Annotated in this window: 26 protein-coding genes; 8 read left to right on the top strand and 18 right to left on the bottom strand. The window is 45.5% G+C overall.

Annotated elements, in window-relative coordinates:
* Positions 1-8 precede the first annotated feature (8 nt).
* Both IEY48_RS04135 and IEY48_RS04130 read left to right on the top strand, forming a co-directional pair.
* Positions 9-548 carry a type II secretion system protein gene (locus IEY48_RS04135; protein WP_188917546.1) on the top strand — a complete coding sequence of 180 codons (540 nt, stop codon included), beginning with the start codon at positions 9-11 and terminating at the stop codon, positions 546-548.
* A 201-nt stretch (positions 549-749) separates the two neighbouring features.
* The gene (locus IEY48_RS04130; RefSeq protein ID WP_229786323.1) at positions 750-1,223 is read left to right on the top strand and encodes an Lrp/AsnC family transcriptional regulator; all 474 of its coding nucleotides are present in this window, start codon (positions 750-752) and stop codon (positions 1,221-1,223) included.
* Between the two features lie 76 nt (positions 1,224-1,299).
* Here IEY48_RS04130 and IEY48_RS04125 read toward each other — a convergent pair whose 3' ends face one another.
* Positions 1,300-1,947 (bottom strand): DUF2959 domain-containing protein, encoded by a 648-nt coding sequence (locus IEY48_RS04125; protein WP_188917542.1) that lies wholly within the window; start codon positions 1,945-1,947, stop codon positions 1,300-1,302.
* A gap of 61 nt (positions 1,948-2,008) precedes the next feature.
* Entirely contained in the window at positions 2,009-2,233 is a 225-nt protein-coding gene (locus IEY48_RS04120) for a hypothetical protein (protein ID WP_160051946.1), read from the bottom strand.
* A gap of 105 nt (positions 2,234-2,338) precedes the next feature.
* Between IEY48_RS04120 and IEY48_RS04115 the strand changes: the two genes are divergently transcribed.
* The 6 genes from IEY48_RS04115 to IEY48_RS04090 all read left to right on the top strand — a co-directional run bounded on the left by IEY48_RS04115 (position 2,339) and on the right by IEY48_RS04090 (position 7,497).
* On the top strand, positions 2,339-3,343 hold the full coding sequence (locus tag IEY48_RS04115; RefSeq protein WP_229786313.1) for a virulence factor BrkB family protein: 1,005 nt from the start codon (positions 2,339-2,341) through the stop codon (positions 3,341-3,343).
* 85 nt (positions 3,344-3,428) lie between these two features.
* Complete coding sequence (gene dtd, locus IEY48_RS04110) at positions 3,429-3,866, top strand: D-aminoacyl-tRNA deacylase (protein ID WP_188917540.1); 438 nt, start codon at positions 3,429-3,431, stop codon at positions 3,864-3,866.
* Between the two features lie 33 nt (positions 3,867-3,899).
* A complete protein-coding gene (locus IEY48_RS04105; protein ID WP_229786312.1) occupies positions 3,900-4,382 on the top strand; it encodes a thioesterase domain-containing protein in 483 nt (160 codons plus the stop codon).
* Positions 4,383-4,517: 135 nt separating this feature from the next.
* Complete coding sequence (locus IEY48_RS04100) at positions 4,518-5,111, top strand: FMN-dependent NADH-azoreductase (protein WP_188917538.1); 594 nt, start codon at positions 4,518-4,520, stop codon at positions 5,109-5,111.
* 263 nt (positions 5,112-5,374) lie between these two features.
* Positions 5,375-5,986: an SCO family protein gene (locus IEY48_RS04095; protein ID WP_188917536.1), complete on the top strand. Its 612-nt coding sequence runs from the start codon at positions 5,375-5,377 to the stop codon at positions 5,984-5,986.
* Positions 5,987-5,994: 8 nt separating this feature from the next.
* Complete coding sequence (locus tag IEY48_RS04090) at positions 5,995-7,497, top strand: methyl-accepting chemotaxis protein (protein WP_188917534.1); 1,503 nt, start codon at positions 5,995-5,997, stop codon at positions 7,495-7,497.
* Between the two features lie 385 nt (positions 7,498-7,882).
* Here IEY48_RS04090 and IEY48_RS04085 read toward each other — a convergent pair whose 3' ends face one another.
* Genes IEY48_RS04085 through IEY48_RS04010 form a run of 16 tightly spaced genes read right to left on the bottom strand, consistent with a single transcriptional unit; the run spans position 7,883 to position 23,761 of the window.
* Positions 7,883-8,653 (bottom strand): hypothetical protein, encoded by a 771-nt coding sequence (locus tag IEY48_RS04085; RefSeq protein ID WP_229786311.1) that lies wholly within the window; start codon positions 8,651-8,653, stop codon positions 7,883-7,885.
* A 29-nt stretch (positions 8,654-8,682) separates the two neighbouring features.
* Entirely contained in the window at positions 8,683-9,909 is a 1,227-nt protein-coding gene (locus IEY48_RS04080) for a beta-ketoacyl-ACP synthase (RefSeq protein WP_188917532.1), read from the bottom strand.
* Complete coding sequence (locus IEY48_RS04075) at positions 9,906-10,631, bottom strand: 3-ketoacyl-ACP reductase FabG2 (RefSeq protein WP_188917530.1); 726 nt, start codon at positions 10,629-10,631, stop codon at positions 9,906-9,908. Before IEY48_RS04075 ends, IEY48_RS04080 begins: the two co-directional genes overlap by 4 nt.
* Positions 10,632-10,660: 29 nt before the next feature.
* The gene (locus IEY48_RS04070) at positions 10,661-11,158 is read right to left on the bottom strand and encodes a hotdog family protein (protein WP_188917528.1); all 498 of its coding nucleotides are present in this window, start codon (positions 11,156-11,158) and stop codon (positions 10,661-10,663) included.
* 4 nt (positions 11,159-11,162) lie between these two features.
* Positions 11,163-12,380 carry a beta-ketoacyl-[acyl-carrier-protein] synthase family protein gene (locus IEY48_RS04065; RefSeq protein WP_188917526.1) on the bottom strand — a complete coding sequence of 406 codons (1,218 nt, stop codon included), beginning with the start codon at positions 12,378-12,380 and terminating at the stop codon, positions 11,163-11,165.
* 26 nt (positions 12,381-12,406) lie between these two features.
* Positions 12,407-13,003 carry a DUF3261 domain-containing protein gene (locus IEY48_RS04060; protein ID WP_229786310.1) on the bottom strand — a complete coding sequence of 199 codons (597 nt, stop codon included), beginning with the start codon at positions 13,001-13,003 and terminating at the stop codon, positions 12,407-12,409.
* A complete protein-coding gene (locus IEY48_RS04055; RefSeq protein WP_188917524.1) occupies positions 12,996-14,258 on the bottom strand; it encodes an NAD(P)/FAD-dependent oxidoreductase in 1,263 nt (420 codons plus the stop codon). Before IEY48_RS04055 ends, IEY48_RS04060 begins: the two co-directional genes overlap by 8 nt.
* The gene (locus IEY48_RS04050) at positions 14,259-16,658 is read right to left on the bottom strand and encodes an MMPL family transporter (protein WP_188917522.1); all 2,400 of its coding nucleotides are present in this window, start codon (positions 16,656-16,658) and stop codon (positions 14,259-14,261) included. It lies immediately after the preceding gene.
* Positions 16,658-17,428, bottom strand: coding sequence for an outer membrane lipoprotein carrier protein LolA (locus IEY48_RS04045; protein ID WP_188917519.1), 771 nt, complete (start codon positions 17,426-17,428; stop codon positions 16,658-16,660). The genes IEY48_RS04050 and IEY48_RS04045 overlap by 1 nt, the downstream gene beginning before the upstream one ends.
* The gene (locus IEY48_RS04040; protein ID WP_188917517.1) at positions 17,428-17,859 is read right to left on the bottom strand and encodes an acyl-CoA thioesterase; all 432 of its coding nucleotides are present in this window, start codon (positions 17,857-17,859) and stop codon (positions 17,428-17,430) included. Before IEY48_RS04040 ends, IEY48_RS04045 begins: the two co-directional genes overlap by 1 nt.
* Complete coding sequence (locus tag IEY48_RS04035; RefSeq protein WP_188917515.1) at positions 17,860-19,419, bottom strand: HAL/PAL/TAL family ammonia-lyase; 1,560 nt, start codon at positions 19,417-19,419, stop codon at positions 17,860-17,862.
* A 4-nt stretch (positions 19,420-19,423) separates the two neighbouring features.
* Positions 19,424-21,214: a glycosyltransferase family 2 protein gene (locus IEY48_RS04030; RefSeq protein ID WP_188917513.1), complete on the bottom strand. Its 1,791-nt coding sequence runs from the start codon at positions 21,212-21,214 to the stop codon at positions 19,424-19,426.
* Entirely contained in the window at positions 21,211-21,609 is a 399-nt protein-coding gene (locus IEY48_RS04025; protein ID WP_188917511.1) for an ApeI family dehydratase, read from the bottom strand. Before IEY48_RS04025 ends, IEY48_RS04030 begins: the two co-directional genes overlap by 4 nt.
* Positions 21,602-22,969 carry an AMP-binding protein gene (locus IEY48_RS04020; RefSeq protein ID WP_188917509.1) on the bottom strand — a complete coding sequence of 456 codons (1,368 nt, stop codon included), beginning with the start codon at positions 22,967-22,969 and terminating at the stop codon, positions 21,602-21,604. Before IEY48_RS04020 ends, IEY48_RS04025 begins: the two co-directional genes overlap by 8 nt.
* Positions 22,962-23,513: a COG4648 family protein gene (locus IEY48_RS04015; protein ID WP_188917507.1), complete on the bottom strand. Its 552-nt coding sequence runs from the start codon at positions 23,511-23,513 to the stop codon at positions 22,962-22,964. The genes IEY48_RS04020 and IEY48_RS04015 overlap by 8 nt, the downstream gene beginning before the upstream one ends.
* Positions 23,513-23,761, bottom strand: a complete 249-nt coding sequence (locus IEY48_RS04010; RefSeq protein WP_188917506.1) for an acyl carrier protein — start codon at positions 23,759-23,761, stop codon at positions 23,513-23,515. The genes IEY48_RS04015 and IEY48_RS04010 overlap by 1 nt, the downstream gene beginning before the upstream one ends.
* Positions 23,762-23,764 lie beyond the last annotated feature (3 nt).

Raw genomic sequence — 23,764 nt, 5'->3', positions numbered from 1 at the left:
ATTCAGTAATGACTCGATTAGCTCAAATAACTCACCACACACAGGTTAGACCTAACGGTTTTACCTTAATTGAGTTAGTGGTGGTGATCATTATTTTGGGTGTGTTAGCGGTTGTTGCAGCCCCAAAATTTATCAGTTTAAAAAGTGATGCTTATGCCAGTTCAATGCAAGGTGTTGCTGCTGCCATTAGTAGCGGTAAAACCATGGTGTATTCAGCATGTGTGATGAGTACCAGTTGCGATGAAACTGCACCTGCCACAACGGGCAATAGTTTGGGTAACAGTATTACCGTTCAAGGCCAATCGATTACGCTCGCTTATGGTTATCCTCGTCATACCGCGACTGCAGGTATTGCAAGAATGATTAATATTGCTGATACCTCTGCTGGTGGCGAATTCGAATTAACCACTTATACCTCATCAGGCCGTTCTGGCTTACGTATTCGCCCTGATGCCGACTACGATGCAAACAAGTGTGAAATCCGTTACTCACAACCATTAGCAGCAGGTGAGCAACCGCTTGTAGAAGTGGATATAGACGACTGTTAATACGGTTAATGTCACAAGGTAAAGCCAATGCCATGAAGATAACGTCATGGCATTTTTGTTGGTAGCAATGATACTTGCAAGTACCATTGCAACTTGTTGGATAATTCTCTTAATCGTTTTGATTCGAAATCAGATTTGTAGAGGATTTCACTCAAAAATATGATATTTATATCAATAATCACTCAGCATAAAGCGATCTGTATAATGGATAAGAAAGACCTCAAACTACTTGAAATATTACAACGTCAAGGCCGAATGGCGGTTTCTGAATTAGCTGACAAAGTGAATATGTCTGACACCCCTTGCTTACGTCGAGTCAAAAAGCTGGAGCTTGATAAAGTGATTGTAGGTTATGGTGCTCAGGTCGACCCTGCAAAAGTTGGTTTGAATGTGGTGGTCTATGCGTCGGTGCGTTTGAGCGAACATTCTGACGAGTCTACCGCATTATTTGAAAGCACTGTGGCACAATTACCTGCAGTAATGGAGTGTTCAGTGGTGACGGGGTCGCACGATTATTTATTAAAAATCGTCGCAAAAGACTTAGTGACTTACGAGCAGTTTATTAAAAAGTCTTTGGGTAACTTAAAATACGTATCTAATATTGAAACCACAGTGGTATTAAAACAAATATTTAGCCATAACGTATTACCTGTGGATTCGTCACCAATAGAGTAGTGCGCTTAAGTGGTATTGGCTATGCTCAGATAGCCAATACTTAAATCACTTAATCGCGATGCCGCAGTTAAAGCGACTAACCTTGTTCCATTGACTCAATAAACTTGTTCGACTCTTCAATCGATTTATTCATTTCATTAATCAAGCTTGAAATGTCAGTTTGTAAGCTGGCAAACTCACCTTTAATCGCGCCAATCGCTTGCGCATTTAGATTATGCTTTAGATAGAGCATATTATCTTTCATGGCGGTTAAAATCGGCGGCATTTTAGCTTCTGCACGACGCATACTTTTTACGAGCGATGAGTAAGCTCGTTTGGTTTCGTTAAGCTTATTGGTGCTATTGCGACGTAAGCTGGCTTTGCTGATTTCGGTGATCTCATCTTGCCATTCGTTAAATAATGCGTCGGCGACATCTTCTACTTTATCAATGCGGCTGGTGACTTCGTCGGCTGCAGTTTGGGCTGACTCATATTCGTCTTTGGCTTTGTTGTAGGCATCTTCTAAGTCGCCGCCATCAAATGCGAGCAGTGCTTGCATTTCTTCTAGGGCTGAACTGAATTGCTCTTGAGCTTCTTCTTGTGACTCTTTGGCGTTTTGAACCCGGTCTACCATAATGTCGCGCTTGTGATAGCCGACTTTTTCCATGGCACCGTAATAGGCGCTTTGACAACCGCTCAACAGTAAACTGCTACTTAATAGTGCCAGTGATATCCATTTTTTCATCAATGTGTCTCTTTATTGTTTGAGGCGACAGCAATCTATGTGAGATTAACTATCTGATTATTTAACTGCCTGACTTAAATTTTGCAGCGTCGATAATGCTCCATAAATGGAACAAGCCACCAATAATGGCGGGGATTACTAAGACGAAAAAGAAGTAGCACGTGGCAGTGATACAGAAAAACAACAATGCCGCTAAAATTCGTCCTTGTAAAAGCTGGCCTAGGCCAGGAAAAAATAAACTTGCTACTGCTGCGAGGACATTACCCGCCGAACCTTGTTGAGACATTAATTTGCTCCATTCTTTTAGCGCTAATATGTTATAACATTGTACGAAGTTAGTGGCTTAATACAAATGTTATCTCCACTAACGGACTATGAAATAAGGATTATTATGCCCAAGAAGTTTGATTTCAGACCATTTGTCGAGTTTTTTACTGGTATTGGCCAGTTCTTACTGCACCTTAAGCAACGCCTCGCCGAAGACCAAATTAATATTCGCGCAGGCCATTTAGCCTATGTGACTTTGTTGTCGTTAGTGCCCATGGTTGCCGTGACCATGTCGATGTTATCGGCGTTTCCGGTGTTTAAAGGCATTAGAGGTAAGATTGAAGGGTTTATTTATAACAACTTTATTCCTGCAGCCGGTGATACGGTGCAAGTGTATATCAACGAGTTTGTCGCTAACGCTTCTAAGGGTACGTTTGTTGGTATTATCGCATTAGTCTTTGTCGCCATCATGCTGATATCGGCCATCGACAAAGCGTTAAATAATATTTGGCGGATTACAGATAAACGCTCGTATGTGGTGTCATTTTCAATGTACTGGATGGTACTCACCCTTGGGCCTGTATTGATTGGTGCCAGCCTAGTTGCTACATCTTATGTGGTGTCGCTCGAGGTAGTTATAGGCAGCGAATTATCGGGCATTGTGCCGTGGATTGTTGAACGTATTCCACTGTTGTTTTCGGTGGCCTCAATATTGCTGTTATACATGGTGGTGCCCAACAAAAAAGTCCATTTTTTACATGCGCTACTCGGGGCGGTTGTTGCGGCGGTATTGTTTGAAGCGGGTAAAAAAGGTTTTGCTTTTTATGTGACGCAGTTTCCGAGTTATGAAGCGATATATGGCGCGTTAGCGGTTATCCCGATTTTATTTGTGTGGGTGTATTTGTCGTGGATGATTGTGTTGTTAGGGGCAGAAATTACCGCCGCATTGCCAGAATATTTAGAAGAACTGGCGGTGATAGCAGAAGAAATGAAAGCCGAAATTTTTACCGAAGGTGAAGCATCAAGCACAACAGATAAAACGCAGAAGATGAATGTGCATGATCCTGTTGTTGCGTCATCACAGTCACATGACAAAGCAGTAAGCGACTCATCAATAGAAAAGTCTTAATGGGTTTTTAGGGCGTGTTTATCTTTGTTGATAAAAAATAAACAAAGATAAACATCCTTTTTATATTCAATAATATTAGGTTGTTATGATTGCATTAATTCAACGCGTCAAGCGTGCGTCTGTTACGGTAGATGACGAAGTGGTCGGTAAAATTGATCAAGGTTTACTGGTGCTATTAGGTGTTGAGCGAGAAGACAATGCCGAAAAATTAGCTAAACTGGCGACCAAGGTCATGAACTACCGGGTGTTTAGCGATGACAATGGCAAGATGAACCTCAATTTATCGCAAGTTGGCGGTAAGCTGTTAGTCGTGTCGCAATTTACCTTAGCAGCAGATACCGCAAAAGGTTTAAGGCCGAGTTTTTCATGTGCAGCAACGCCAGATCAAGCTAAGCAATTGTATCTCGACTTTGTGGCTTTTTGTCGCCAACAAGGGGTTGAGACTGAAACCGGTCAGTTTGCTGCCGACATGCAGGTAGAGCTGATTAATGATGGTCCTGTGACCTTTAATTTGCAGGTTTAGCTTTAAGTAAGCCATAGGTGATAAGGAGTGGTAATGTCACAAGACAATGTAATGCCAATCGGTAGTGGTTTTAGCGAACTGTTATCTCAATTACAAAATACATGGCATAGCACGATCCCTTTGAGCCAGTTTATGCAGGTTAAGCCGCTCAGCTTTAGTGGTACCGAACTGCAGGTCACCGCGCCATTAGCACCAAATATTAACCTGCATAACACCATGTTTGCCGGCAGTATTTATACCTTAATGACCCTAACCGGCTGGGGGATGCTGTGGTTACAGCAACAAAGGTTAACATTACAAGGTGACATTGTTATCGCAGATGCAAGCGTCAAATACATCAAACCCATTACCGCAGAGCCCGTTGCTAAAGTCATTTGGCCTAACACAGATATCTCTAGTTTAGCCGAGGGAGTGCGCGCGCAAGTGATGTTGGATGTTGGGCTGTATTGTGACGACTTACTGTGTGCTGCGTTTACTGGCCACTATGTCTCTATTCCTAAAACACCATCAAATTAAACCTTTCTATAAAATCGAACTTAATCGCTAAATTATTCCGCTATTTTTCTTTTTTATCGTTAAATATACTGATTCCATTGGTCGATCATGTAGAGACCTCACTGAATAAACATTACCAGACAGGTGGAATTACCGATGAAAAAAGTACTAATGTTAAAATCGAGCATTTTAGGCGAATACTCACAATCTTCATCACTGGTTGATTATGCAAATCATCAGTGGAGCGAACAAGGCGTGGAAGTGACCGTGCGTGATATTGGCAGCAACCCAGTGCCTATGTTAGATGGCGAGATTGCTGCAGGTTTACGTGGCGGCGACAATTTGTCAGAGCGCCAACAAGCTGCAGTGGCATTGTCGAACGAATTAGTCGCTGAAATTAAAGCCAATGACACCATTGTGATAGCTGCGCCTATGTACAACTTTAGTATTCCGACCACCTTAAAAAGTTGGATTGATTTTATCGCTCGTGCAGGTGTGACGTTTACTTATACTGACACAGGTCCAGTGGGATTAATTGAAGGTAAGCGCGCGATTATTGTCACCACGCGTGGCGGCGCACATAAAGGCGGTACAACCGATCATGTCGTGCCTTATTTAACCACGGTACTGGGCTTTATTGGTATTACTCAGGTAGAAACTGTATACGCTGAAGCGCTGAACATGGGCCCTGATGCGGCCGAGGCGGGTATTAGCCAAGCTAAACTGGCTATCGATGCGATTGCCTTGTAAGTGTAATCATATTCACTAATGTATAACGCCCAAACTTAACCGGTTTGGGCGTTTTTGTTTTTGGGCGCCCAACACTCTTTTTAATACTTGCGAGCTTTTATTGATCCAAGCAGTAGTTTTCAGCGTATCAACATTCCACTCACAGCCACCTTGGCAATATTTGCACATGGCACCCTCAGTGTAGAGCCATTGCAATTGAGTCAATTCAGCTATAATTATATTGTTGAGTATGACGGTCACAAGACACAACAAGGCGTTAACCTATGCAGTTAAATAAAGTGGTTATAGCGTCGGTATTAATTTGTATGTGCTTAGGAACGATCCCTATACTTATGGTGTTAAGCCAATGGTATCAAGACGATCAAGCTTACGGCATTAATATTAACGACAGCCAACATTTACGCTTTACTTGGCAAGACGTTGAACAGCAGTCGCATCAGTTTCCTGCGTCCGCGGGCAAATATACTTACTTATTTTTAGGGTTTTTATCGTGCTCTGAAATATGCCCGATACGGGTCCAACAAATGATTCAATTGGAGCAACACATACAGCAGGATGCTTTGCTAACTGGAGCTGAGGTGCAATTTATGTTTGTGACGATTGACCCCCAAAACGACACTCCAGCAGTGCGGAAAAGTGTAGTTGATGATCGATCGCCTCGCTTTGTGAGTGCATCATTATCAGATGATGAGTTACAGCGCCTCGATCGGCAATTATCTGAAAATATCAATCAAGAACTCCGTAGCATCAATCATGTCGGTAAACTATTTTTAGTGTCCCCGGATGGACAACTTGTAAGGATATATACCGCCAGGCAACTTTCAGTATCAAAAATGTTGCTTGAGCTTAAACAAATTATTTCATCTGATCTTTAGGCCTGTTTATGAATGATAATCAAACCACCACCTTGCTAAAAAAGCATGATTTATATATTTACCAGATTTTAATGCTGCAGGCACCGCTGCTGTTTTTGAGTGGCTTTTTTGGTGCGCAAGTGCTGACTTTTAGTAGCTTTTCTGCCATCGCCATTGTGGTGTTAGTGCAGTTAAGTTATAGCTTACTGAGAGGTACAGAGCTGTTTGCTATTGTGGCAGCGGTGATCATGATGACCGTATCGGCATTATTGATTCAAAGCCAGATGGGCATGCTGGAGATGCATTTTCATATTTTTGCCTCAATGGGGGTGTTGCTGATTTATTTACGCTGGCAACCCTTACTGGCGGCATTATTAACGGTAGCAGTGCATCATATTGGTTTGACCTATATCCAGCTGCAAGGCGTGAGCCTTTTTGATACGCCAGTGATGATTTTTGCGGGTGAATGTAATTGGAACATAGTGTTTGTTCATGCACTCTTTGCTGCTGCCGAGACCTTTATTTTAATCCGCATAGGCTTATTTATGCGTACAGATGCCGTGGCTAATCAACGCATTGCTGGCGCTATTGAAACCATTTCAGCCAATAAAGATTTGTCTGTGCGCCTACCATCGGCAGACACCCCTGCAGAAAGGTCGTTTAACGTCATGCTTGAAGAGCTGTCTCAGTTGTTTCACGATTATCGTGATATAGCTAAAAAAATGGCTAACACCTCAGATAATTTAATGGGTTTAAGTGATAAGGCTCAGCATTCTGTAGAGCAGCAAACCCATCAAGCTCATGTGATTGCCGATACCACACACATGGTGATCGAGCAGTTTCAACAAATGGCTCACGACAGTCAATTATCGGCAGAGCAAGCCAAAGACGCAGCAAGCTCAAGCATTAGCGACAGCCAAAGTGCCTTAGGCATTATGAAAGACATGCAATTGCTTGAAACTGACACCACAGAGGTGACAGAGTCATTAACAGAACTGACCAAAGATGTAGGTGCAATCACCTCATTGCTACAAGCTATTCGCAGTATTTCAGAGCAAACCAATTTACTGGCGCTCAATGCCGCGATTGAAGCGGCCAGAGCGGGTGAAAGTGGTCGCGGATTTGCAGTAGTTGCTGATGAGGTCAGGGCGCTTGCACAGCGTACGAGTCATTCAACCGATGAGATTGAGAAGGTACTAAGCCGATTAAATACCAGTATGCTCAAAACTGTCGACTCAATGGATCAAGGTAAAAAACGCACTTCAGAAAACGTGCAGCATACCAATAATATTGCCAAAGGCTTAGCGCAACGCGCTGCACAAATTGGCCAGGTCTCTACCTTAAGTAACAATGTTGCCAATGGCACTCAAGAACAAGCCAATAAACTTAATCAAATTGGTGCTGAAATTTTAGAAAATGCTAAAGCGGTGGTTGTGTTGTCTGAGCAGGTGCAAAAGCTTGCTGTGGGCGCGGTAGACATGAAGCGTATTACTGAAGACTATCAAGCCAAGGCGGCAGCCTACAAAGTGTAGCGTGTAGAGCAGGTAGACTTTGAAATAAAACAGATGTCAGCATGACGGCTCACATCTGTTTTTTATTTTATCTTAGATAGAAACATCTAAATATTGGTATATACCCAAACAACCTGAAGATGCTCGATTTCAGCAAGAATTTACACGCGTTTAGACAAGGCATTGATAGCGGGTAATGGTTATTCCCTTTCCAAAATCAATAACGCAGCATAAACGCGTGTAAAACTTGCCCTTTGGGAGTTTCACCGTGTTTCCCTGATTATTAAATCAAGAGCGTTGTTGCGCTAATTTATAAGGTACCTACATTACCGCATTAACGCGCCTAGTATTGAAAACACGGTGAAGCTCTGAAACACGTCTCTTCAAGTTGATTGGGTATAAGCACTTAAAAATAGGTTTTTAAATACTTTTTGGCATAGCTGCGCAGTTTTCTGTTAGTTGCGTTGTTAGCCATATCTTCAATGACTGCTTTAAACTTATCGTTACCAGAGCTGGCCAAGGCTTTGGCTAACCAGGCATAGGTATCAATGGCTAAACGGCTGTCGTCAAGCAGGCGCGGCTGAGTGAGTTGTTCACTGAGCTGAGTTAACATTACCTCGCTATATTCACGCTCATACATGATCCGCTTAGCGGCGATGCGGATTAATATCAGGTCATCACTGGTTAATGCATTGCTGTATGCATTTAACCGTGGCGATAAATCGACATGCGTTTGCGCGTGCAGTATGGGATTCCAAATGGCGTACTGGCTAATGTTGCTGATGCCCTCGTTAGCATACTTACGTAATTTTTTATGGTAATCACCCTCTGCGATTTGAGTTAACGTAGCGCGATATTTCTCGTTACCAGAATAGCCTAAACCCTTTGCCAGCCAGGATGAATAATCGATAGCCTTTTTGTCAGTCGCGCTGGTTAAACTCTGTTTAAGCGACGCTTCTATCGCATCATATACGGCGACATCTTGCGGCCCTGAAATAATTAAGGTTTCAATGGCCTGTATTTGTTGAGCGTGATTGTCGCCTTGAAATATCGCCTGGTATTGCTGTTCTTGTGCTATCGGTTCTTGTGCGCTGACTAGTGGGGAGAATAACGAGCTCAATAATCCTGCGGCGATCAGTAATCCGCTGATAGCCATACTTGCTACATTTTTTGTCATGCTATGTCCTTTATCATGTGAGTAGTTTCTTAGTTCCAGCGTTTAAAAATCAGTGAAGTATTGATGCCACCAAAGGCAAAGTTGTTGCTCATGATGTATTGGGTATCAAGTTGGCGAATATCGTCTTTGATATAATCTAGCTCGCCACATTCAGGGTCGACATCATCAAGGTTTAATGTGGGTGCGAACCAGCCTTCATTCATCATTTGGATACTGGTCCAGGCTTCGAGTGAGCCACAGGCGCCAAGCGTGTGGCCGGTATAGCTTTTAAGTGATGATATTGGCGTGTTTGCACCAAAAACTGCATGAGTTGCTGTGGTTTCGGCAATGTCACCACGGTCTGTCGCAGTACCATGCGCGCTAATGTAGCCAATGTCTTGCGGCGACAGCTTAGCGTCTTTTAACGCTAAACGTATGGCCACTTCCATGGTGTGTGCATTGGGCTGGGTCACGTGTTGACCATCTGAGTTGGTGCCAAAGCCAACAAGCTCTGCATAGATTGTTGCCCCACGAGCTTGAGCGTGTTCTAACTCCTCGAGTATTAACGTGCAGGCTCCTTCTCCTATGACTAAACCATCGCGCTGACTGTCAAATGGGCGTGGGGTTTGCTCGGGAGTATCATTTTTAGTGCTGGTGGCAAATAAGGTATCAAATACCACGGCTTCCGTTGGACACAGCTCTTCACCGCCGCCGGCGAGCATAATGGTTTGCATACCGTATTTAATCGCTTCGTAAGCATAACCTATGCCTTGGCTGGCAGAGGTGCAGGCGCTACTTGTTGTGTGGATACGGCCTTGCAAGCCAAAAAACACCCCGATATTTACCGCCGTAGTGTGGGCCATCATTTTGATATAGCTGGTGGCGGTCAGTCCCGACATTTCGCCGGTTTTAAGCATGTCACCAAAGCCCATGATAGGGTCGGTACTGCCGGTGGATGAACCATAAGCTACTCCAACCTGGCCTGAGCTCAATACAGGGTCATTTAACAGCCCTGCGTCTTCTAGCGCCAGTTCGCTTGCGCGGGTTGCCATAAGCGACACCCGACCCATGGAGCGGATTTTTTTACGTGAGTAATGTGATGGTGCTGCAAAATCACGCACGGGCGCCGCGAGGCGAGTGTTTAAGTCTGGATAGCGATCCCATTCATCCATGCGAATAACACAATTATGCTTGGCTAATAAACTGGCCTTAACTTGCTGCCAATCCTGACCTAGAGCAGAAATCCCGCCCATACCAGTGACGACTACGCGCTTCATATCATGCCTCCATTGACCGAAATCACTTGGCGGGTGATGTATGCGGCATCCTCTGACAATAAAAAGTTTGCCAGACCGGCAATTTCATTGGGTTTGCCCATGCGTTTCATCGGCACCATTTGGTTGACTAAATCGGTTGGGAAGTCACTCACCATGTCGGTTTCGATTAACCCTGGAGCAATGCAATTCACGGTAATTTTTCGTTTGGCTAGCTCAAGCGATAATGCTTTAGTGGCACCAATAATACCTGCTTTAGAGGCGCTGTAATTGACTTGGCCGCGATTACCGGCAATACCCGAAACCGATGCGAGGGTAATAATGCGCCCACCTTTACGGGCTTGCACCATCGGCATGATGGTGGGGTGAATCACATTGTAAAAACCGTCTAAATTGGTGTGGATAACACTGTCCCATTCGTTTTCGGTCATGGCGGGGAAGGCGGTGTCGCGGTTTATGCCAGCATTTAAAATCACCCCGTAATAAGCACCGTGCTCGGCAATATCGGCTTCAATGGCTTGTTTTGCAGCAGGACGATCGCTGATATCAAATTGTAATAAACTCACATTAACGCCAAGGGCGCTGAGTGTTTGTTGCACCTCTGCCGCTGCGCTATGGTTGCTGTGAAAATGCAGTGCAATATCAAAGCCATTTTCAGCTAATTTAATGGCAATGGCTTTGCCGATCCCCCGGCTTGAGCCGGTAATTAATACTCTGTTAGTCACAAGTCTCTCCATGATCTACTGTTTTATTATTATGAGTTAGGGCTTGTTTGGTTTTCGTTGATATATGCCTGGGTATCTTGTGGTTGAAACACATTGACGTTTGCCGAGGCGACCACATGGCCCTGATGAGATATTTGGCAATCAAATACCGCTAAACCAGATGGCTCTTGATAAAGGCGGCTCACCCTAGTGTGGTAAGTTTGCCCAAGGATAAAGTGGCCTATGTGCATTTGTAATTTACGGCTCCCCAGTAAAAAACCGACGCGTACTTTGTCACCCATTAACTTGGCTTCAACGCCTGCTAATGCGGCAATGCTTTGCGCCATATATTCAATGCCGACGTAATTGGGTACGCCATTGATTGTGTTGTCAAAGTAAGCGCTTGCTTCGTTAATATAGATAGCCGTAAGTAAGCTGTCAGGTTGATGTTCTAGGAGGTTATCAATCAAAATCATTGGTGCACGATGCGGCACAAACTCGCTAATATCGTGGGCTAATAGTGTGGCGTCAGCAATAAGGGTCGACATGGCTCTAGGCATCCTTTTTACAAAAAATAACGCTGGCGTTGCTGCCACCAAAGGCAAATGAGTTACTCATAATATAGTTGAGTGACTTTGCTGGTTGTGAATTGGCAAGCTGTGAAGCGTTGGTGTTCACTAAGGGGATGCTTGGGTCATTATTGTCAGCCTGGCCGTCCCATATATGCGGTGGCAACTGCAAAAGCTGATTATGCTGGCTAAGCAGCAAATAACAAAATGCCGCTTCAATGGCGCCAGCAGCGCCCAAGGTGTGGCCTGTTAAGGGTTTGGTTGAGCTACACGGCGGTATGGCAGGGCTAAAGACCTTGGTGATGGCACGTGATTCCATCGCATCGTTTTTTGGGGTGGCGGTGCCGTGCAAATTAACATAATCGATTTGTTCTGGCTTAATATTTGCCGCAGCTAATGCGCTATTCATGGCGGCAATGGCGCCGAGGCCTTCAGGGTGCGGCGCTGAAATATGGTGGGCGTCGGCAGATTCGCCTATACCCGCTAGCATGACGTCGCTTTGGCCACGCGTTAAGGTAAATAGCGCAGCGCCCTCACCAATATTAATGCCGTCGCGGTTTAGGCTAAACGGATTACAATGTGCTTTAGCAATAGACTCTAGCGAGTTAAATCCATTTACAGTTAATTGGCATAAACTGTCTACGCCGCCGCCGATAACCATGTCACACAAGTTTGCGTGCAGTAATCGTTGTGCGCTGGCAAACACTTTGGCACTTGATGAACATGCTGTCGACACTGTGTAGCAAGGGCCTTCGAGTTCAAATAACTGCTTGAGGTAGTCGCTAGTGCTGCCCAGCTCTTGTTGTGAGTAATGGTAACTCGGTGGAAAGTGACCATGCTCGAGTTGGTATGCTAATGCGGCTTCACCTTTGGAGATCCCCGAGGTACTGGTGCCTAATACTACGCCGATTCTGCCTGCCCCATAACGCGCTTTAGCCTTGCTCACAGCCTCAGCAATTTGCATTGCTGCGATATGGAGTAATTGATTATTTCGACAAGCAAACAGCTGTAAATGCGCCGGAATATCAATCAGGCTGTCATCATTTACGCTACCGACAATCGTTGGGCCGCTAAACAATACATCATCACGATATTGCATGGCACTGGTGTCGCCATTGACCAAGCGCTGCAACACTGTTTCAGGCGAGTTGCCTAAAGGCGTACAAAGTCCGATATGGGTAATTGCGATTCGGTTATTCATATTGTGTGCTCAGTCTGTGTCATTGGTTACTCGAGTGGCGTAATGTGCAACAAAATGTCGGCTGATTTGATGGTGACGCTAATATTGGCTTGCCACGGGTTGAGCTCACTATAGCTAATACTGATTTGCTCGCCATCGGCATCGACTAACTGTTTACATAATGCACTTGCGCAAGGTGTATCCAGCAACTGAGCATCTGTGAGTTGCTGATTAACTTGCTGCGTTGGCCAGTAGATAAGCTGCATGATGGCCATTAAATACTCGGCATTAAATGTATCGCCTAACAAGCGACTTTGCTCACTTTGTAAGGTGTGGCCATCGTACACTAGGGTAAACAATGCCTGGCCCAATGGCGCGAGCCCCACTAAGGTCATACGTTGTGAGGTGAGCTCTAATTGAGTCAGTAACTCATGATTATCCTGGCCATGGCTCATGCTGATCATTTGGCTTAGGCTGATATCGCTTTGGGCATTCAATGCATTCACTGTCGGCGCAAGACAATATTGAGCCTGACTGCTTATCGCCATACAGCTTTGCCGGGTAAATTGTTGGCTACAACTTGCTAATGCGCACAGCAAAAACACTGCGCCAATTACTTTGATAACACGACTACACTTAAGCAACGTCTAACTCCCGACATAACTCAACGATGGTATTAAGGCGACGCTCTGACTCTTTCACAAACGGGTTTTTAGAGTCCCATGCGTAACCTGCCAATATTGAGCAAATCATTTGTTTTACATTCTTATTTGCCTGTTGATAAAAAATCACATCCTGAAAACGGCCGTCATACCAGGCCTGAACATAAGTTCTAAAGGTATTAACCCCAAGCATTAACGGCTCGGCGTAATCGGCTTGCCAATCGACGGTTTCGCCTTTGAGTTGCTTATCCAAACTTGCGCACGCCATGGCGGCCGACTGCATAGCAATAGTAACTCCAGATGAAAATACCGGGTCAAGAAACTCACCAGCATTACCCAATAAAGCAAACTTGTTGGTGGCAAGTGTGGTCACATTGGCCGAGTAACCCTGGAGCGTGGCACAGGGTTGCACCACTTTGGCATTGACGAGTAAACGCTTTAAATCAGGCTCCTGCGCAATAATCGCCAGCAACTGTTGCTCCAGGCTGCCAGTTAAATGTGCTAATAAATGGGGCTCGCCGACAACACCAATAGAGCAGCGGTTATTGCTAAAGGGAATGAGCCAATACCAAATGTCTTTATGTTCGGGATGAACACTGATGAGGATTTTATTGCGGTCAAATTCGCTATCGCTAATGTTGTCTTCAATATGGGTAAAAATAGCGCTGCGTGATGGCAAGTTTGATGGTCGTTCAAGGTCTAATAACCGGGGTAATACCCGGCCAAAACCACTGGCATCGACAATAAATTTGGCATTGATTTGATAAGGCTGACCTTGCTCATTAGTAATTTGCAGTGTGGGTTCGTTGCTAATATCGACCGCATTAACCTGATGACCAAAGCGAATATCAACCCCCTGGCTGATGGCCGTGTCAGCCAATAATTTATCAAATTGGCCGCGCTGAACTTGAAACGTAGTGCCCGGGCCAGGGGTGAACTTATCGGTAAAGTCGAATGTGGTGTAACGGCCTTGATGGCGAAATGCGGCGCCATTTTTAAATTGAAAGCCAGCCTGATTAACCGCATCTAGCATGCCGGCTTGTTCAATAAACTGCATACAACAAGGCAGTAAACTCTCGCCGATAGAAAAACGCGGAAACTGCTGCTTTTCAACCACCACAACCTTATGGCCTTGTTGGCGTAATAAACTGGCTGCAATCGCGCCAGACGGGCCTGCACCAATAATGGCAACGTCGACGTCCATGTTGTTAACTGTGCTTGTTTGATTGCTTTGCATTTACAGTGACTTCCTTGTAAAAAATGAAATAAACGGCGCTAATAAAAAAGCAAAGCTGATGCCAAATAAAAGCGTCAGGCCGAAAAAGTGAATCGCATGGGTTTGGCTCAGCGCCAATAAACCAAAGGCTAATAAGGTTGAGCAGGCCGACATAAATATTGCCATCATCACTCCATGACTGGTGTGTTTGGCTTCGGCAAAAAATAAGCTGTAATCAATACCAATACCCAGCACTAAAATAAAGGCTAAGGCATGAAATAAGCTAATGCTTGAGCCAACTAAGCCCAAACAAGCCAAAGTAAGCAATACGGCAAACGCCGGTACCGCAACAATGGCAAGCGCCAGTTTAATGCCATATTTAACGCTAAAAACAATACAGGCAAGCGCAAACACCCACATTAACAACTGAAACGTCAGTTGGCGATACTGGCCCATAATGTTGGATATATCGCCAACCTTATCAATCACTCTAACTTGCCCTAAAGGCCAACTCTGGTTGGTGAGTCGCTGGGTTAACGAGGGCAGAGAATGAATGCCGCCTAGTAATACAATGGCGCCAAATTGTGTCGTATTGTCAGCGCTTGCAACATCACCCAGCCACAAGGCTTTTAAGTCATCATTGGCGTGCTTAAGCACCGTTTGAGGTATGAGCCATGCTGAGTCAGCCTGATGAAGCTCGGCCATTAAACTTGCCTTTATGCTGTCATCTAGGCTCATTTGCTCAATGATTTCAGCTAAGTGTTGTTGGTAAAGCTGTTGCTGTAGTTGGTAGTGATACTGCTGACGCGCCATGCTTGGCATAAAGCGACTGAGGCTTACTGCTTGAGCGATTTCATTGTCTGCGATGGCGGCATCTAATACAGGGGTTAGTTGCTCAAGTGTTTGCAGTAAGTTTTGTTCATTAGCGCTACTGACCAAAATAAATTGGTTATCTGTGCCGCCGCTGAGCAATTGCCTCAGCTGGTTTTCTTCAGTGGTTATCGACTCTGGGCTTTGCTGCAGTTGCCGAATGTCATCGTTGCTAGTAAGTTGCGACAATCCGAAAAACAGTATGGCTAACACAGCAACAGGCAGCAACATGAGTACTGCTTTTTGTACAGTTTGTGTTGGAGTAAATACGCGCTGTAACCCGTTTAAATATGCCTGAGCAAACCCAAGCCCTTGAGTGTGCTTGAGTGAATGATTTCCTAAAAGTGGGAATACTAACAACAAGGTGAGATACGCGCCTATTAAGCCCGCAGCGCAAAATACCGCGACTTGTTGCATCCCCGGGAAAGGCGTAAAACCAATGGCGATAAATGCACTGGCGCTGGTGGCTAATGCGAGCGTTAGCGCAGGAAAGATACGTTTGATGGTGTCGCTGGCATTGTCATTGGGATGGGCTTGTTTTTCACAATAAAAATGAAAACTGTAATCAATGGCCACACCAATTAAGCTGGTGCCAAACACCAATGTCAGTAAATGCAATTCACCAAATAAGCTAAGAGTAGCGACAAAAGCAAACACGACTCCTGTGGATAAGGTCAATGTTGCAGCCACTAACGGCATTACCGAGCGAAATGCCAACCACACCAGTAATACAATGCCCAGCAGTGAGATTAGGCCGATTTTGCTGATCTCTTGTTTGGCTGATTCGGTTGCGGCGATAGCATGAAACAGTGCGCCGGCTTTGAGAAAACTGATTTGCGGATGCAGCTGGTTTACCTGGCTAAATGCAGATTCTAGCGCCAGTATTTGCTGTTGCTGTGCAGTGGGGCTAAACGCACTGTCGCGGCCTTTGGCCATAACGATAGCGGCAACTCCGCTATCTGTATCGGTGAGTAAAATACCCTGTTGGCGACGAAGTTTGCTATTAGGCGAGAGTGCCAACAAGTTTGCTGGAAACAATAACAGCGGGTCGCTCGCTAACAGTTGGCTGTTAGCAAAACCAAAGGCGCTATACAGCTGATTTTGCGCGCTCGCTAACAGCTCATGCCAGTTATCTGTTGCTAGCGCATGTGCTTGCTGGTGGGTGAGTAAACTAAAGCGATGCTCAAAATACACTTTGGCTAACTCTTCTAACTGATTGTCAGCGCCACTTCTTATGGCGTTAAAAGCTTGTTGTGGCTGGCTTTGTAACGAGGTCATTAACTGCTGAGCGGCATTAACGGCCTGATTTTCGCTGTCTGCTAATATGGCAATATACACTTGATTGGCGAGTCGTTGCTCGACGGTGTTTAATGCTGTTTCAGTGAGTTTGTCTTGTTGTAAATGAGGCAACATGGCCAAAATATCAGTTTGGATCCGTGCGCCTTGCTGCCATTGCCACGCGCCGCCAATTAACATGGCTAGCAGCAATAATAGCCATAGGGCAAAGCGGCTCTTGGCTGAGGTTAACGCATTAAACGGGCCGCGGGGCATTACTGAGCTAACCCACTGCTAAGGCTAAACAGTGCAAGTTCGCTGTCACTCAGCGGGCCTTGCTCTGTGTTGGTAAATTGTATGTAGGTGTAGTCGCTGATGTCCGTTTGCTGGCTGGTCATGATGAGTGAGCGAATATGCTTGTCACCACTTAAAGTAATGTTACCCATAGCGGCATGCACTTGCGGATCTTTTGCTTGTAAGCCGAGTTGCCACACTGAGCCTGTTGTTTCTGTGGGCATAAATAATCTAAAGTCAGCGCTGAGCGCGTTTATGTCGCCGGCCATGATGGCTTGCAATAAACGCGGCAGTTGCTGCGCGATGGGATTGCCGCTGGCTGCTGCGCTGAGCTGTTGCACTTTTCCCTGACTGTTTTGCTGAATTAATTGCTGATCTTTAAGCACCATCAAGCTGTTAAAGGGTTTAAGCTGTTGCCAAACCAAACCCTGACTGGGGCTGAAAATAAACCGACCCTGGCTTTGTAACGGTTTTTTGAGCACAGCTAAATGACGCTGTTGCAGGAATTGACCGCGGGTATCGGCTTGTAAATTCAGTTGCTGCGCTAATGCCTCAAGAGCTGACGAGCTAGCCGGCTGTTGGTACAAATTGTTAATTTGCGCCAATTGAGCTTCTGTTAGTTGAACCCCTGTCAGTTGCAGCTTGCTCTCAGCCGTTATAGGTGCCGGGGTTGCATTTACACTAGCAGTCAGTGCGCTGGCGCAAAGCACCAAATACATTAATGTTATCTGCAGCGCCTTAATTACTGGCATCAGGCTTGGCTCTCATCTAATAACGGACGAATTTTTTGCTGAAACACCTCTGGCGTTACAAAGCATAACTCCTGGGTGGTAATGTCTACTGCAGCTTGAATGGTATAACCCTTGGTAATACGCGCATTGGTTTGAGCATCGACAATTTGATAGTTAATTCGTAAACGGTTTTCCCATTCAACAATGGCGGCAATCACTTTGACTTTTTGATCAAAGGTGCTGCTTTTAACATATTTTATTTGTACGTCGACAATCGGCCAAGCGTAGCCTGACTCAAGCATGGTGCGGTAGTTATAGCCGAGTTTATCAAGCAACTGGCAACGCACTACTTCAAAGTAACGCAGGTAGTTACCATGCCAAGTTATGCCCATGGAGTCGACATCGTGAAATGGGATCACCATTTCCATTTCGGTAAGCAGTAAACCTTTCATTTAGCACACCTCCCATTGACCGAGTTGAATTTTTTCAACCGTTTGGCGCAGTACTGATTCTAAAGGACGGTCTTCAGTGAGCAGATCACAAGCCTCACTCACTTGCTCAAGGGTTTTAGCGAGCGATGGGGTTAATGACTGCGGATCTAACTCTTGCTGTATCACCCGTAGTTGGATCCCCTGGCTCATGGCTAACAAGGCCGCTGCTGCCACTTGTTCAGTAAGTTGCAGCACGCGCATGCAATCTCGCGCGGCAATGGTGCCCATGCTGACTTTATCTTGATTATGGCATTCTGTTGAGCGTGAAAATACACTGGCAGGCATGGTGTTTTTTAGCGCTTCTGCGGTCCAGGCCGACACACCGATTTGTACCGCTTTAAAGCCGTGGTTAATGGCGCGGCGCTCGCCGGTTGCCGCTGATAAATTAGCCGGCAAACCATTATTAAATTTCGGGTCCATCACTAGTGCCATTTGGCGATCGATTAAATCGGCAATATTGGCCACTGCATTTTTCAGTGCATCCATGGCAAAGGCAATATGCCCACCATAAAAGTGGCCGCCATGAAGTATGTGCTCGCCTTCGGCATCCACAATCGGGTTGTCGTTAGCGCTGTTGAGTTCGGTTTCAATAAACTGGCGCATAAACGGCAGAGCATCTTGTAACACCCCGATAATATGCGGTGCACAGCGGATTGAATAACGGTCTTGTAGGCGGTCTGAATTACGCGGGTGGGTATGGTGGTTTAAGTCTTCACGGATCCAACTGGCAATTTGGTTTTGCCCTGGGTGAGGTTTGGCGGCAAACAAAATGTCGTCAAAATGGTTGGAGTTACCTTTAAGGGTTAACGACGCCATTGCGGTTATACGGCTCGATAAACGGCTTAAGTATTGCGATCTGTCATAGGCTAAGCACGCAAGCGCTGTCATGACCGCGGTGCCGTTCATCAATGCAAGGCCTTCTTTTGGGCGTAATCTCAGTGGCACTATGCCAAGTTGTAAATACACATCTTTAGTGGCTTGGCGTTTACCTTGATACATCACTTCGCGCTCGCCGACTAATACCGCTGCAAGGTAAGACAGCGGGGTTAAATCACCACTGGCGCCAACTGAGCCTTCTTGAGGAATGATAGGCGTGATGTCGTTGTTTAATAGCCATTCAATACGTTGCAATAGTTGATAGCTCACGCCAGATTTACCCACGGCCAATGAGTTGAGGCGGCACGCCATTATGGCGCGAGATTCCATTGGGCTAAAAATGTCGCCTAAGCCACAACCATGAAAGCGGGTTAAATGCAGCGGTAATTCGTGGACTAAATCTAAGCTGACATTGACGGTGCAAGAGTCGCCATAGCCGGTGGTGACGCCATACACTACGCCTTCTTCATGCAATAAACTGTCAATGAAGCGTGCGCCTTTTTGAATATATTCAACGTAGTCAGTGGTGTCAGTCAGTTTAACCTGGGCGCCTTTGGCTACCGCAACCACTTGCTCTAGGCTGAGGTACTGTTGACCAAAATGCACTGTGTTATCGGTCGTGTCTGCTGAAGATGTGTGGCTCATGAGATTATCTGTCCTGACTGGGTAATGGGGCTGCACTTGATTGTGAAGGCTGGTTGTTACGGGTAACTAGCTCGTCCTTGCGCCAAAAATCGAAAAAGTTAAACCATTGCATTGGCGCGAGTTGCGCAAAATGGGCTAAACGCTGGCTATATTGGGTCATTGCATCGGTTAGGCGTGCTGTTCTGCCGGCTCGAGGGCCTTTTAGTGTGTCGCTTAAGTGTTCAACATGGACTTGATAACGACCATGTTGGCGAATGCAAAATAGGGTATACACCGGGCAATCTAATAAACTGGCCAAAATAAATGGCCCTTGCGGAAAAGCGGCCTCCTGACCTAAAAAAGGTAAATAGGTCACACGCCCTTGGCTGCTTGATGAGGTGCGGTCTGCTGCAATCACCACTATTTCACCTTGATCAATCTTTTGTTGCAACAGCATCGCAGTGCTAGGGTCGAGTTCATTTACATGGATTAAATTCAGGCTACTTTGCGGGTTAAGTTGCTGTAGGACTTTATTAAAGTTCTCCGCATGCTGGGTCAGCACCATCACATTCACTTTGACTTTTTGCTGGTGGATGGAGATAGCACGGCACAGTTCCATATTGCCTAAATGCGACACAATCAATACTGCGCCGCGTCCCGTAGCCACTTGATCTGCCAGAATATGACGGTCGTTAAAGTCGACTTGGGCGAGGTTAATTCTGTCGCACCAGGCATCTATTCGGTCGAGTGCGGCATTACCAAAAGCAAAAAAATGCCTAAGGCTGTCGCGCCAACCTACTGGACGGTTTAACTGTGGATGGTTAGGCTGTTGCTGTTGTACTCGATGCAAAAAGCCCAATGACGCATCACGAGCGGTTTTTCCGGTAAGGAAGAAATAACAAATCACTGGATACATCACAGCACGGCACAACCAATGCCCGCCCAGGCGATAGCATTGAGCTAAAAATTTAATACCCCAAAAGCTGCCGCGCTCGCTCATGGCTGACCAATGCTTAGTCGTTGTTTGAGTTGACTGATGTTGTTGATTCGGCTGATTTGAATCTTGTGTCGCTGGGTTATTTGGCGCTAAATGCGGCTTAGTAATAATGCGTGGCAAGCGGGTTAACATGCCAAAAAATAGCTTGGTGTGCATCCAACTAATACGCACATTATCTTTTACGCCTTGGAAGTGGCTAATGCCATCTTCTGGATAAATGACTTTGGTTGGCACATGTACCACAGGTGTCCCTTGCCAGTGCAGTTTTACCATGACTTCAATATCAAAATCCATGCGCTCGCCCAGCGCCTGTTGGCTAAATAACTGTTCGGTAGCCGCAAGCGGATACACTCTAAAACCACACATAGAATCTTGAATGTCAAAGCTGAGGGTTTCTACCCACACCCAAAAATGGGTGATGTAACGGCCATATAATCGCCCTTTGGGCACCGACTCATCGTATTGTGGTTGGCCTGATATCAAGGCTGTAGGGTGCTGCTCGCTGGTGGCGATCATCAAGGGGATGTCGGCTAAATTATGCTGGCCGTCAGCATCAACTTGTAAAGCATGACTAAAGCCATCTCGGTAAGCCTGGCGTAATCCGCTCATTACCGCCGCGCCTTTACCGCGATTATAAGGATGTTGAATTAAGGTCACCCAACTAAACTTATCGGCTAGCGCTTGCAGCACGTAACGGGTTTGATCGTCACTGCCGTCGTCGACCAAATAACAAGGTAATTGGTACTGGGCCAAATCGGTTAAGGTTTTTTCTATGGCGATATGGTGGTTGTAGTTAGGGATCACTAACGCCAATGTCATGAGGCACTCTCTGTATTCATGGCGGTGTTCATATCAGTATTAATACTGGAATTAAGGGCTATTCGACCAGAAGCAAAGCGTTTGTCGCCATCACGGTAACTGAAAATAAGTTTCGATTTGTGTGCCTGATGTTCGATGATTAAATCAACATAGGTATTGGGCAAAATGAGTTGCTGAAACTTAAGCACTTCGAGCGTGGCGACATTGGCATTATAGCCAAAGGCGTTACAGCCTAACTTAACGGCCCAATCTAATTGCGTTACGCCTGGCAGTACGGCCTGCTCAGGAAAGTGGCCGTCAAAAAAAGCCAATTCGCCACTAATGAACAAGCGCCAATGGCATTGTTCACCCTCGGCGTGTTGATGAATAATTTGCGGTAATACTGATTTAATCATGAATAAATAAAGCTGCTATATCGGCTGAAGTACGTTTGCCCTGGCTGTTCAGCGGCAAGGTGTTTGGGTAGCGCCAGCGCTTAGGTAACGTGATGCGCTCAAATTGGCTCAGTAAGTGATTTTTTAGGGCGGTGTTAATCGCTAACTTACCTTCATCTTTAAGGGTTTGTCTGCCAAGTTCATTTAAGCATACCGCCGCGCCAAGCATGGTGCGTGGTTGTTCTAATACCGTGACTGCCGCGTCACTGACAAACGGATGGGTTTGTAGCAAGTGCTCCAATTGCGCAAGTGATAGGCGCTTTTCTTCTATTTTGACAATGCGATCTAAGCGGTGCAGTAAACGAAATTGACCATTTTCAAGCAACTCGATTTTGTCATCGCATTTTACCCAGGTGTCTGGATTGTCTAAGTAAACCGACTGCAACATTAATGCCCCATCGTGCGGATCAGCATTCACGTTTACCCGTTCAAACGGCTGCCAGGTTTGTTGTTGCTGGTGCTGACGTCGATAAGCGATACCGCCGGTTTCGGTACTGCCAAATACCTCAATAGGTAATTGCTTAAAGCACTGTTTAACCGCTTGTGCTGACTCAAAATTTAACGGTCCACCTGAGCTGAAAATTAAGCTTGGAGTACGCTGTTGTGGTTGGTTGTCAAGGGCGTCGGGTAAACGGGTTAGCTGCGCCGGACTGCTGATTAAACACAGGTTTGGCATAATGGCGAGGTAATAGCTTAGGGTTTCTGGAAAGTCTATTTGTTCGCTTAAAAAAGCTCGACTTGCCGCTAACGGCCATAAAATTTTAAACAATAAACCATAAATGTGCTGATGCGATACCGTTGATACCACAGAGCAATGTGGCAAGTGCTGGGCAAAGGTATGCTCTAAAATACTGACTTCGGCATCAAGTTGCGCAAGGGTTTTGGTAATGGCTTTGGGCTGACCACTGCTGCCAGAGGTAAATAAAACCAGTTCACCTAAGGTGTTGGCTTTCGGCCAGTTTGCCGCGGGAAGGCTGAGTTCTTTTTTAAGGCTAACAAACTCGCCAGCTTCGCATAACGGTTTGTCGGCAATAATGGCGTCAAACTCATGGTTAAGTTGGCTTAATGTGCCGCGTTGAGTGTTGGCTGGCAGTATCACTTGCTTACCCGCAAGTAATGCTGCGCAAAGACCTGCGGCAAATAAATCACTGTTTTGGGCGGCCAGTAACCAGCGCTTGGCATCGCTTTGACTGAGCTGGTTGTGCAAGTGAGTGACATGGGCGCAAAATAACGAACCCGTCATGATGTCATGATGATCAAAGCTAATAAGCTGCTGAGCAGCAGGGCCATTGGTTAACCAGTTAAGCAAAAGTTTAGTCATGTTTTTTCAGCCAAAACTTGCGATAAATCCATTCACCACTGAGTAGCATACCGATAAGTACATAAGCTATCAGTCCGTTGTAAAGCGTCCACATTTCAATTGTTGTGGCTATTGCTGTGTAGGCTGCTATGGCGCCATTGACAACAAATAGCCCACACCATAATTTGGTTATGGTGCGTAAATACTCAATTGCTGAGTCTGGTAAATCAGGCTCTTTTATCCGAGCTAAGCGTTCAATCATACTGGGCCCATGCACCAGCGAATAACAGAATAAACTCAATAAACTGAGGTTGATGACCACCGGATAATACAGAAGCCAGTCATTACGCTTAGCAATAAAACTTGCCCCAGTTAACCCTATCCCAACAATGAGCGGCAATACCATTGCACGCACTTGTTGCTTGGTGACTATCATACGAGTAAGCAGTAACACACATAGCAATAAGGCGATGTAACCGGGCGGTAAATACTGTAATCCAAAATACACTGCTAATGGGTACGCAACAATCACTAACGTGGTAATGATCTGCAAGAATAACCGCATTAGCTTTGCATTAATCCTTCTACAGCGTTAACCACATCATTAACGGTACGCACGGTTTTAAACTCTTCTGGTTGAATCTTTTTACCGGTGATTTGTTGCAACTTAATCACTAAATCTACGGCATCGATGCTGTCTAAATCCAACTCTTCATACAATGATGCATCTAAGCTAATATCAGCTGGGTCTATTTCAAACTCATCCACTAAAATGGTGCTGAGCATGGCAAGAATTTGATCACGGTTTTGCATGCT

Origin of the sequence: Shewanella saliphila (assembly GCF_014648295.1) — a bacterium.
GTDB lineage: Bacteria > Pseudomonadota > Gammaproteobacteria > Enterobacterales > Shewanellaceae > Shewanella > Shewanella saliphila.
This window is presented reverse-complemented; position numbering and strand designations above follow the sequence as displayed.

Bases quoted from the DNA above. Each gene is read 5' to 3' on its own strand.
- IEY48_RS04135 (WP_188917546.1), top strand. From the start codon at position 9: ATGACTCGATTAGCTCAAATAACTCACCACACACAGGTTAGACCTAAC.
- IEY48_RS04125 (WP_188917542.1), bottom strand. From the start codon at position 1,947: ATGAAAAAATGGATATCACTGGCACTATTAAGTAGCAGTTTACTGTTG.
- IEY48_RS04120 (WP_160051946.1), bottom strand. From the start codon at position 2,233: ATGTCTCAACAAGGTTCGGCGGGTAATGTCCTCGCAGCAGTAGCAAGT.
- IEY48_RS04115 (WP_229786313.1), top strand. From the start codon at position 2,339: ATGCCCAAGAAGTTTGATTTCAGACCATTTGTCGAGTTTTTTACTGGT.
- dtd (WP_188917540.1), top strand. From the start codon at position 3,429: ATGATTGCATTAATTCAACGCGTCAAGCGTGCGTCTGTTACGGTAGAT.
- IEY48_RS04105 (WP_229786312.1), top strand. From the start codon at position 3,900: ATGTCACAAGACAATGTAATGCCAATCGGTAGTGGTTTTAGCGAACTG.
- IEY48_RS04100 (WP_188917538.1), top strand. From the start codon at position 4,518: ATGAAAAAAGTACTAATGTTAAAATCGAGCATTTTAGGCGAATACTCA.
- IEY48_RS04095 (WP_188917536.1), top strand. From the start codon at position 5,375: ATGCAGTTAAATAAAGTGGTTATAGCGTCGGTATTAATTTGTATGTGC.
- IEY48_RS04090 (WP_188917534.1), top strand. From the start codon at position 5,995: ATGAATGATAATCAAACCACCACCTTGCTAAAAAAGCATGATTTATAT.
- IEY48_RS04085 (WP_229786311.1), bottom strand. From the start codon at position 8,653: ATGACAAAAAATGTAGCAAGTATGGCTATCAGCGGATTACTGATCGCC.
- IEY48_RS04080 (WP_188917532.1), bottom strand. From the start codon at position 9,909: ATGAAGCGCGTAGTCGTCACTGGTATGGGCGGGATTTCTGCTCTAGGT.
- IEY48_RS04070 (WP_188917528.1), bottom strand. From the start codon at position 11,158: ATGTCGACCCTTATTGCTGACGCCACACTATTAGCCCACGATATTAGC.
- IEY48_RS04065 (WP_188917526.1), bottom strand. From the start codon at position 12,380: ATGAATAACCGAATCGCAATTACCCATATCGGACTTTGTACGCCTTTA.
- IEY48_RS04055 (WP_188917524.1), bottom strand. From the start codon at position 14,258: ATGCAAAGCAATCAAACAAGCACAGTTAACAACATGGACGTCGACGTT.
- IEY48_RS04050 (WP_188917522.1), bottom strand. From the start codon at position 16,658: ATGCCCCGCGGCCCGTTTAATGCGTTAACCTCAGCCAAGAGCCGCTTT.
- IEY48_RS04045 (WP_188917519.1), bottom strand. From the start codon at position 17,428: ATGCCAGTAATTAAGGCGCTGCAGATAACATTAATGTATTTGGTGCTT.
- IEY48_RS04040 (WP_188917517.1), bottom strand. From the start codon at position 17,859: ATGAAAGGTTTACTGCTTACCGAAATGGAAATGGTGATCCCATTTCAC.
- IEY48_RS04035 (WP_188917515.1), bottom strand. From the start codon at position 19,419: ATGAGCCACACATCTTCAGCAGACACGACCGATAACACAGTGCATTTT.
- IEY48_RS04030 (WP_188917513.1), bottom strand. From the start codon at position 21,214: ATGACATTGGCGTTAGTGATCCCTAACTACAACCACCATATCGCCATA.
- IEY48_RS04025 (WP_188917511.1), bottom strand. From the start codon at position 21,609: ATGATTAAATCAGTATTACCGCAAATTATTCATCAACACGCCGAGGGT.
- IEY48_RS04020 (WP_188917509.1), bottom strand. From the start codon at position 22,969: ATGACTAAACTTTTGCTTAACTGGTTAACCAATGGCCCTGCTGCTCAG.
- IEY48_RS04015 (WP_188917507.1), bottom strand. From the start codon at position 23,513: ATGCGGTTATTCTTGCAGATCATTACCACGTTAGTGATTGTTGCGTAC.
- IEY48_RS04010 (WP_188917506.1), bottom strand. From the start codon at position 23,761: ATGCAAAACCGTGATCAAATTCTTGCCATGCTCAGCACCATTTTAGTG.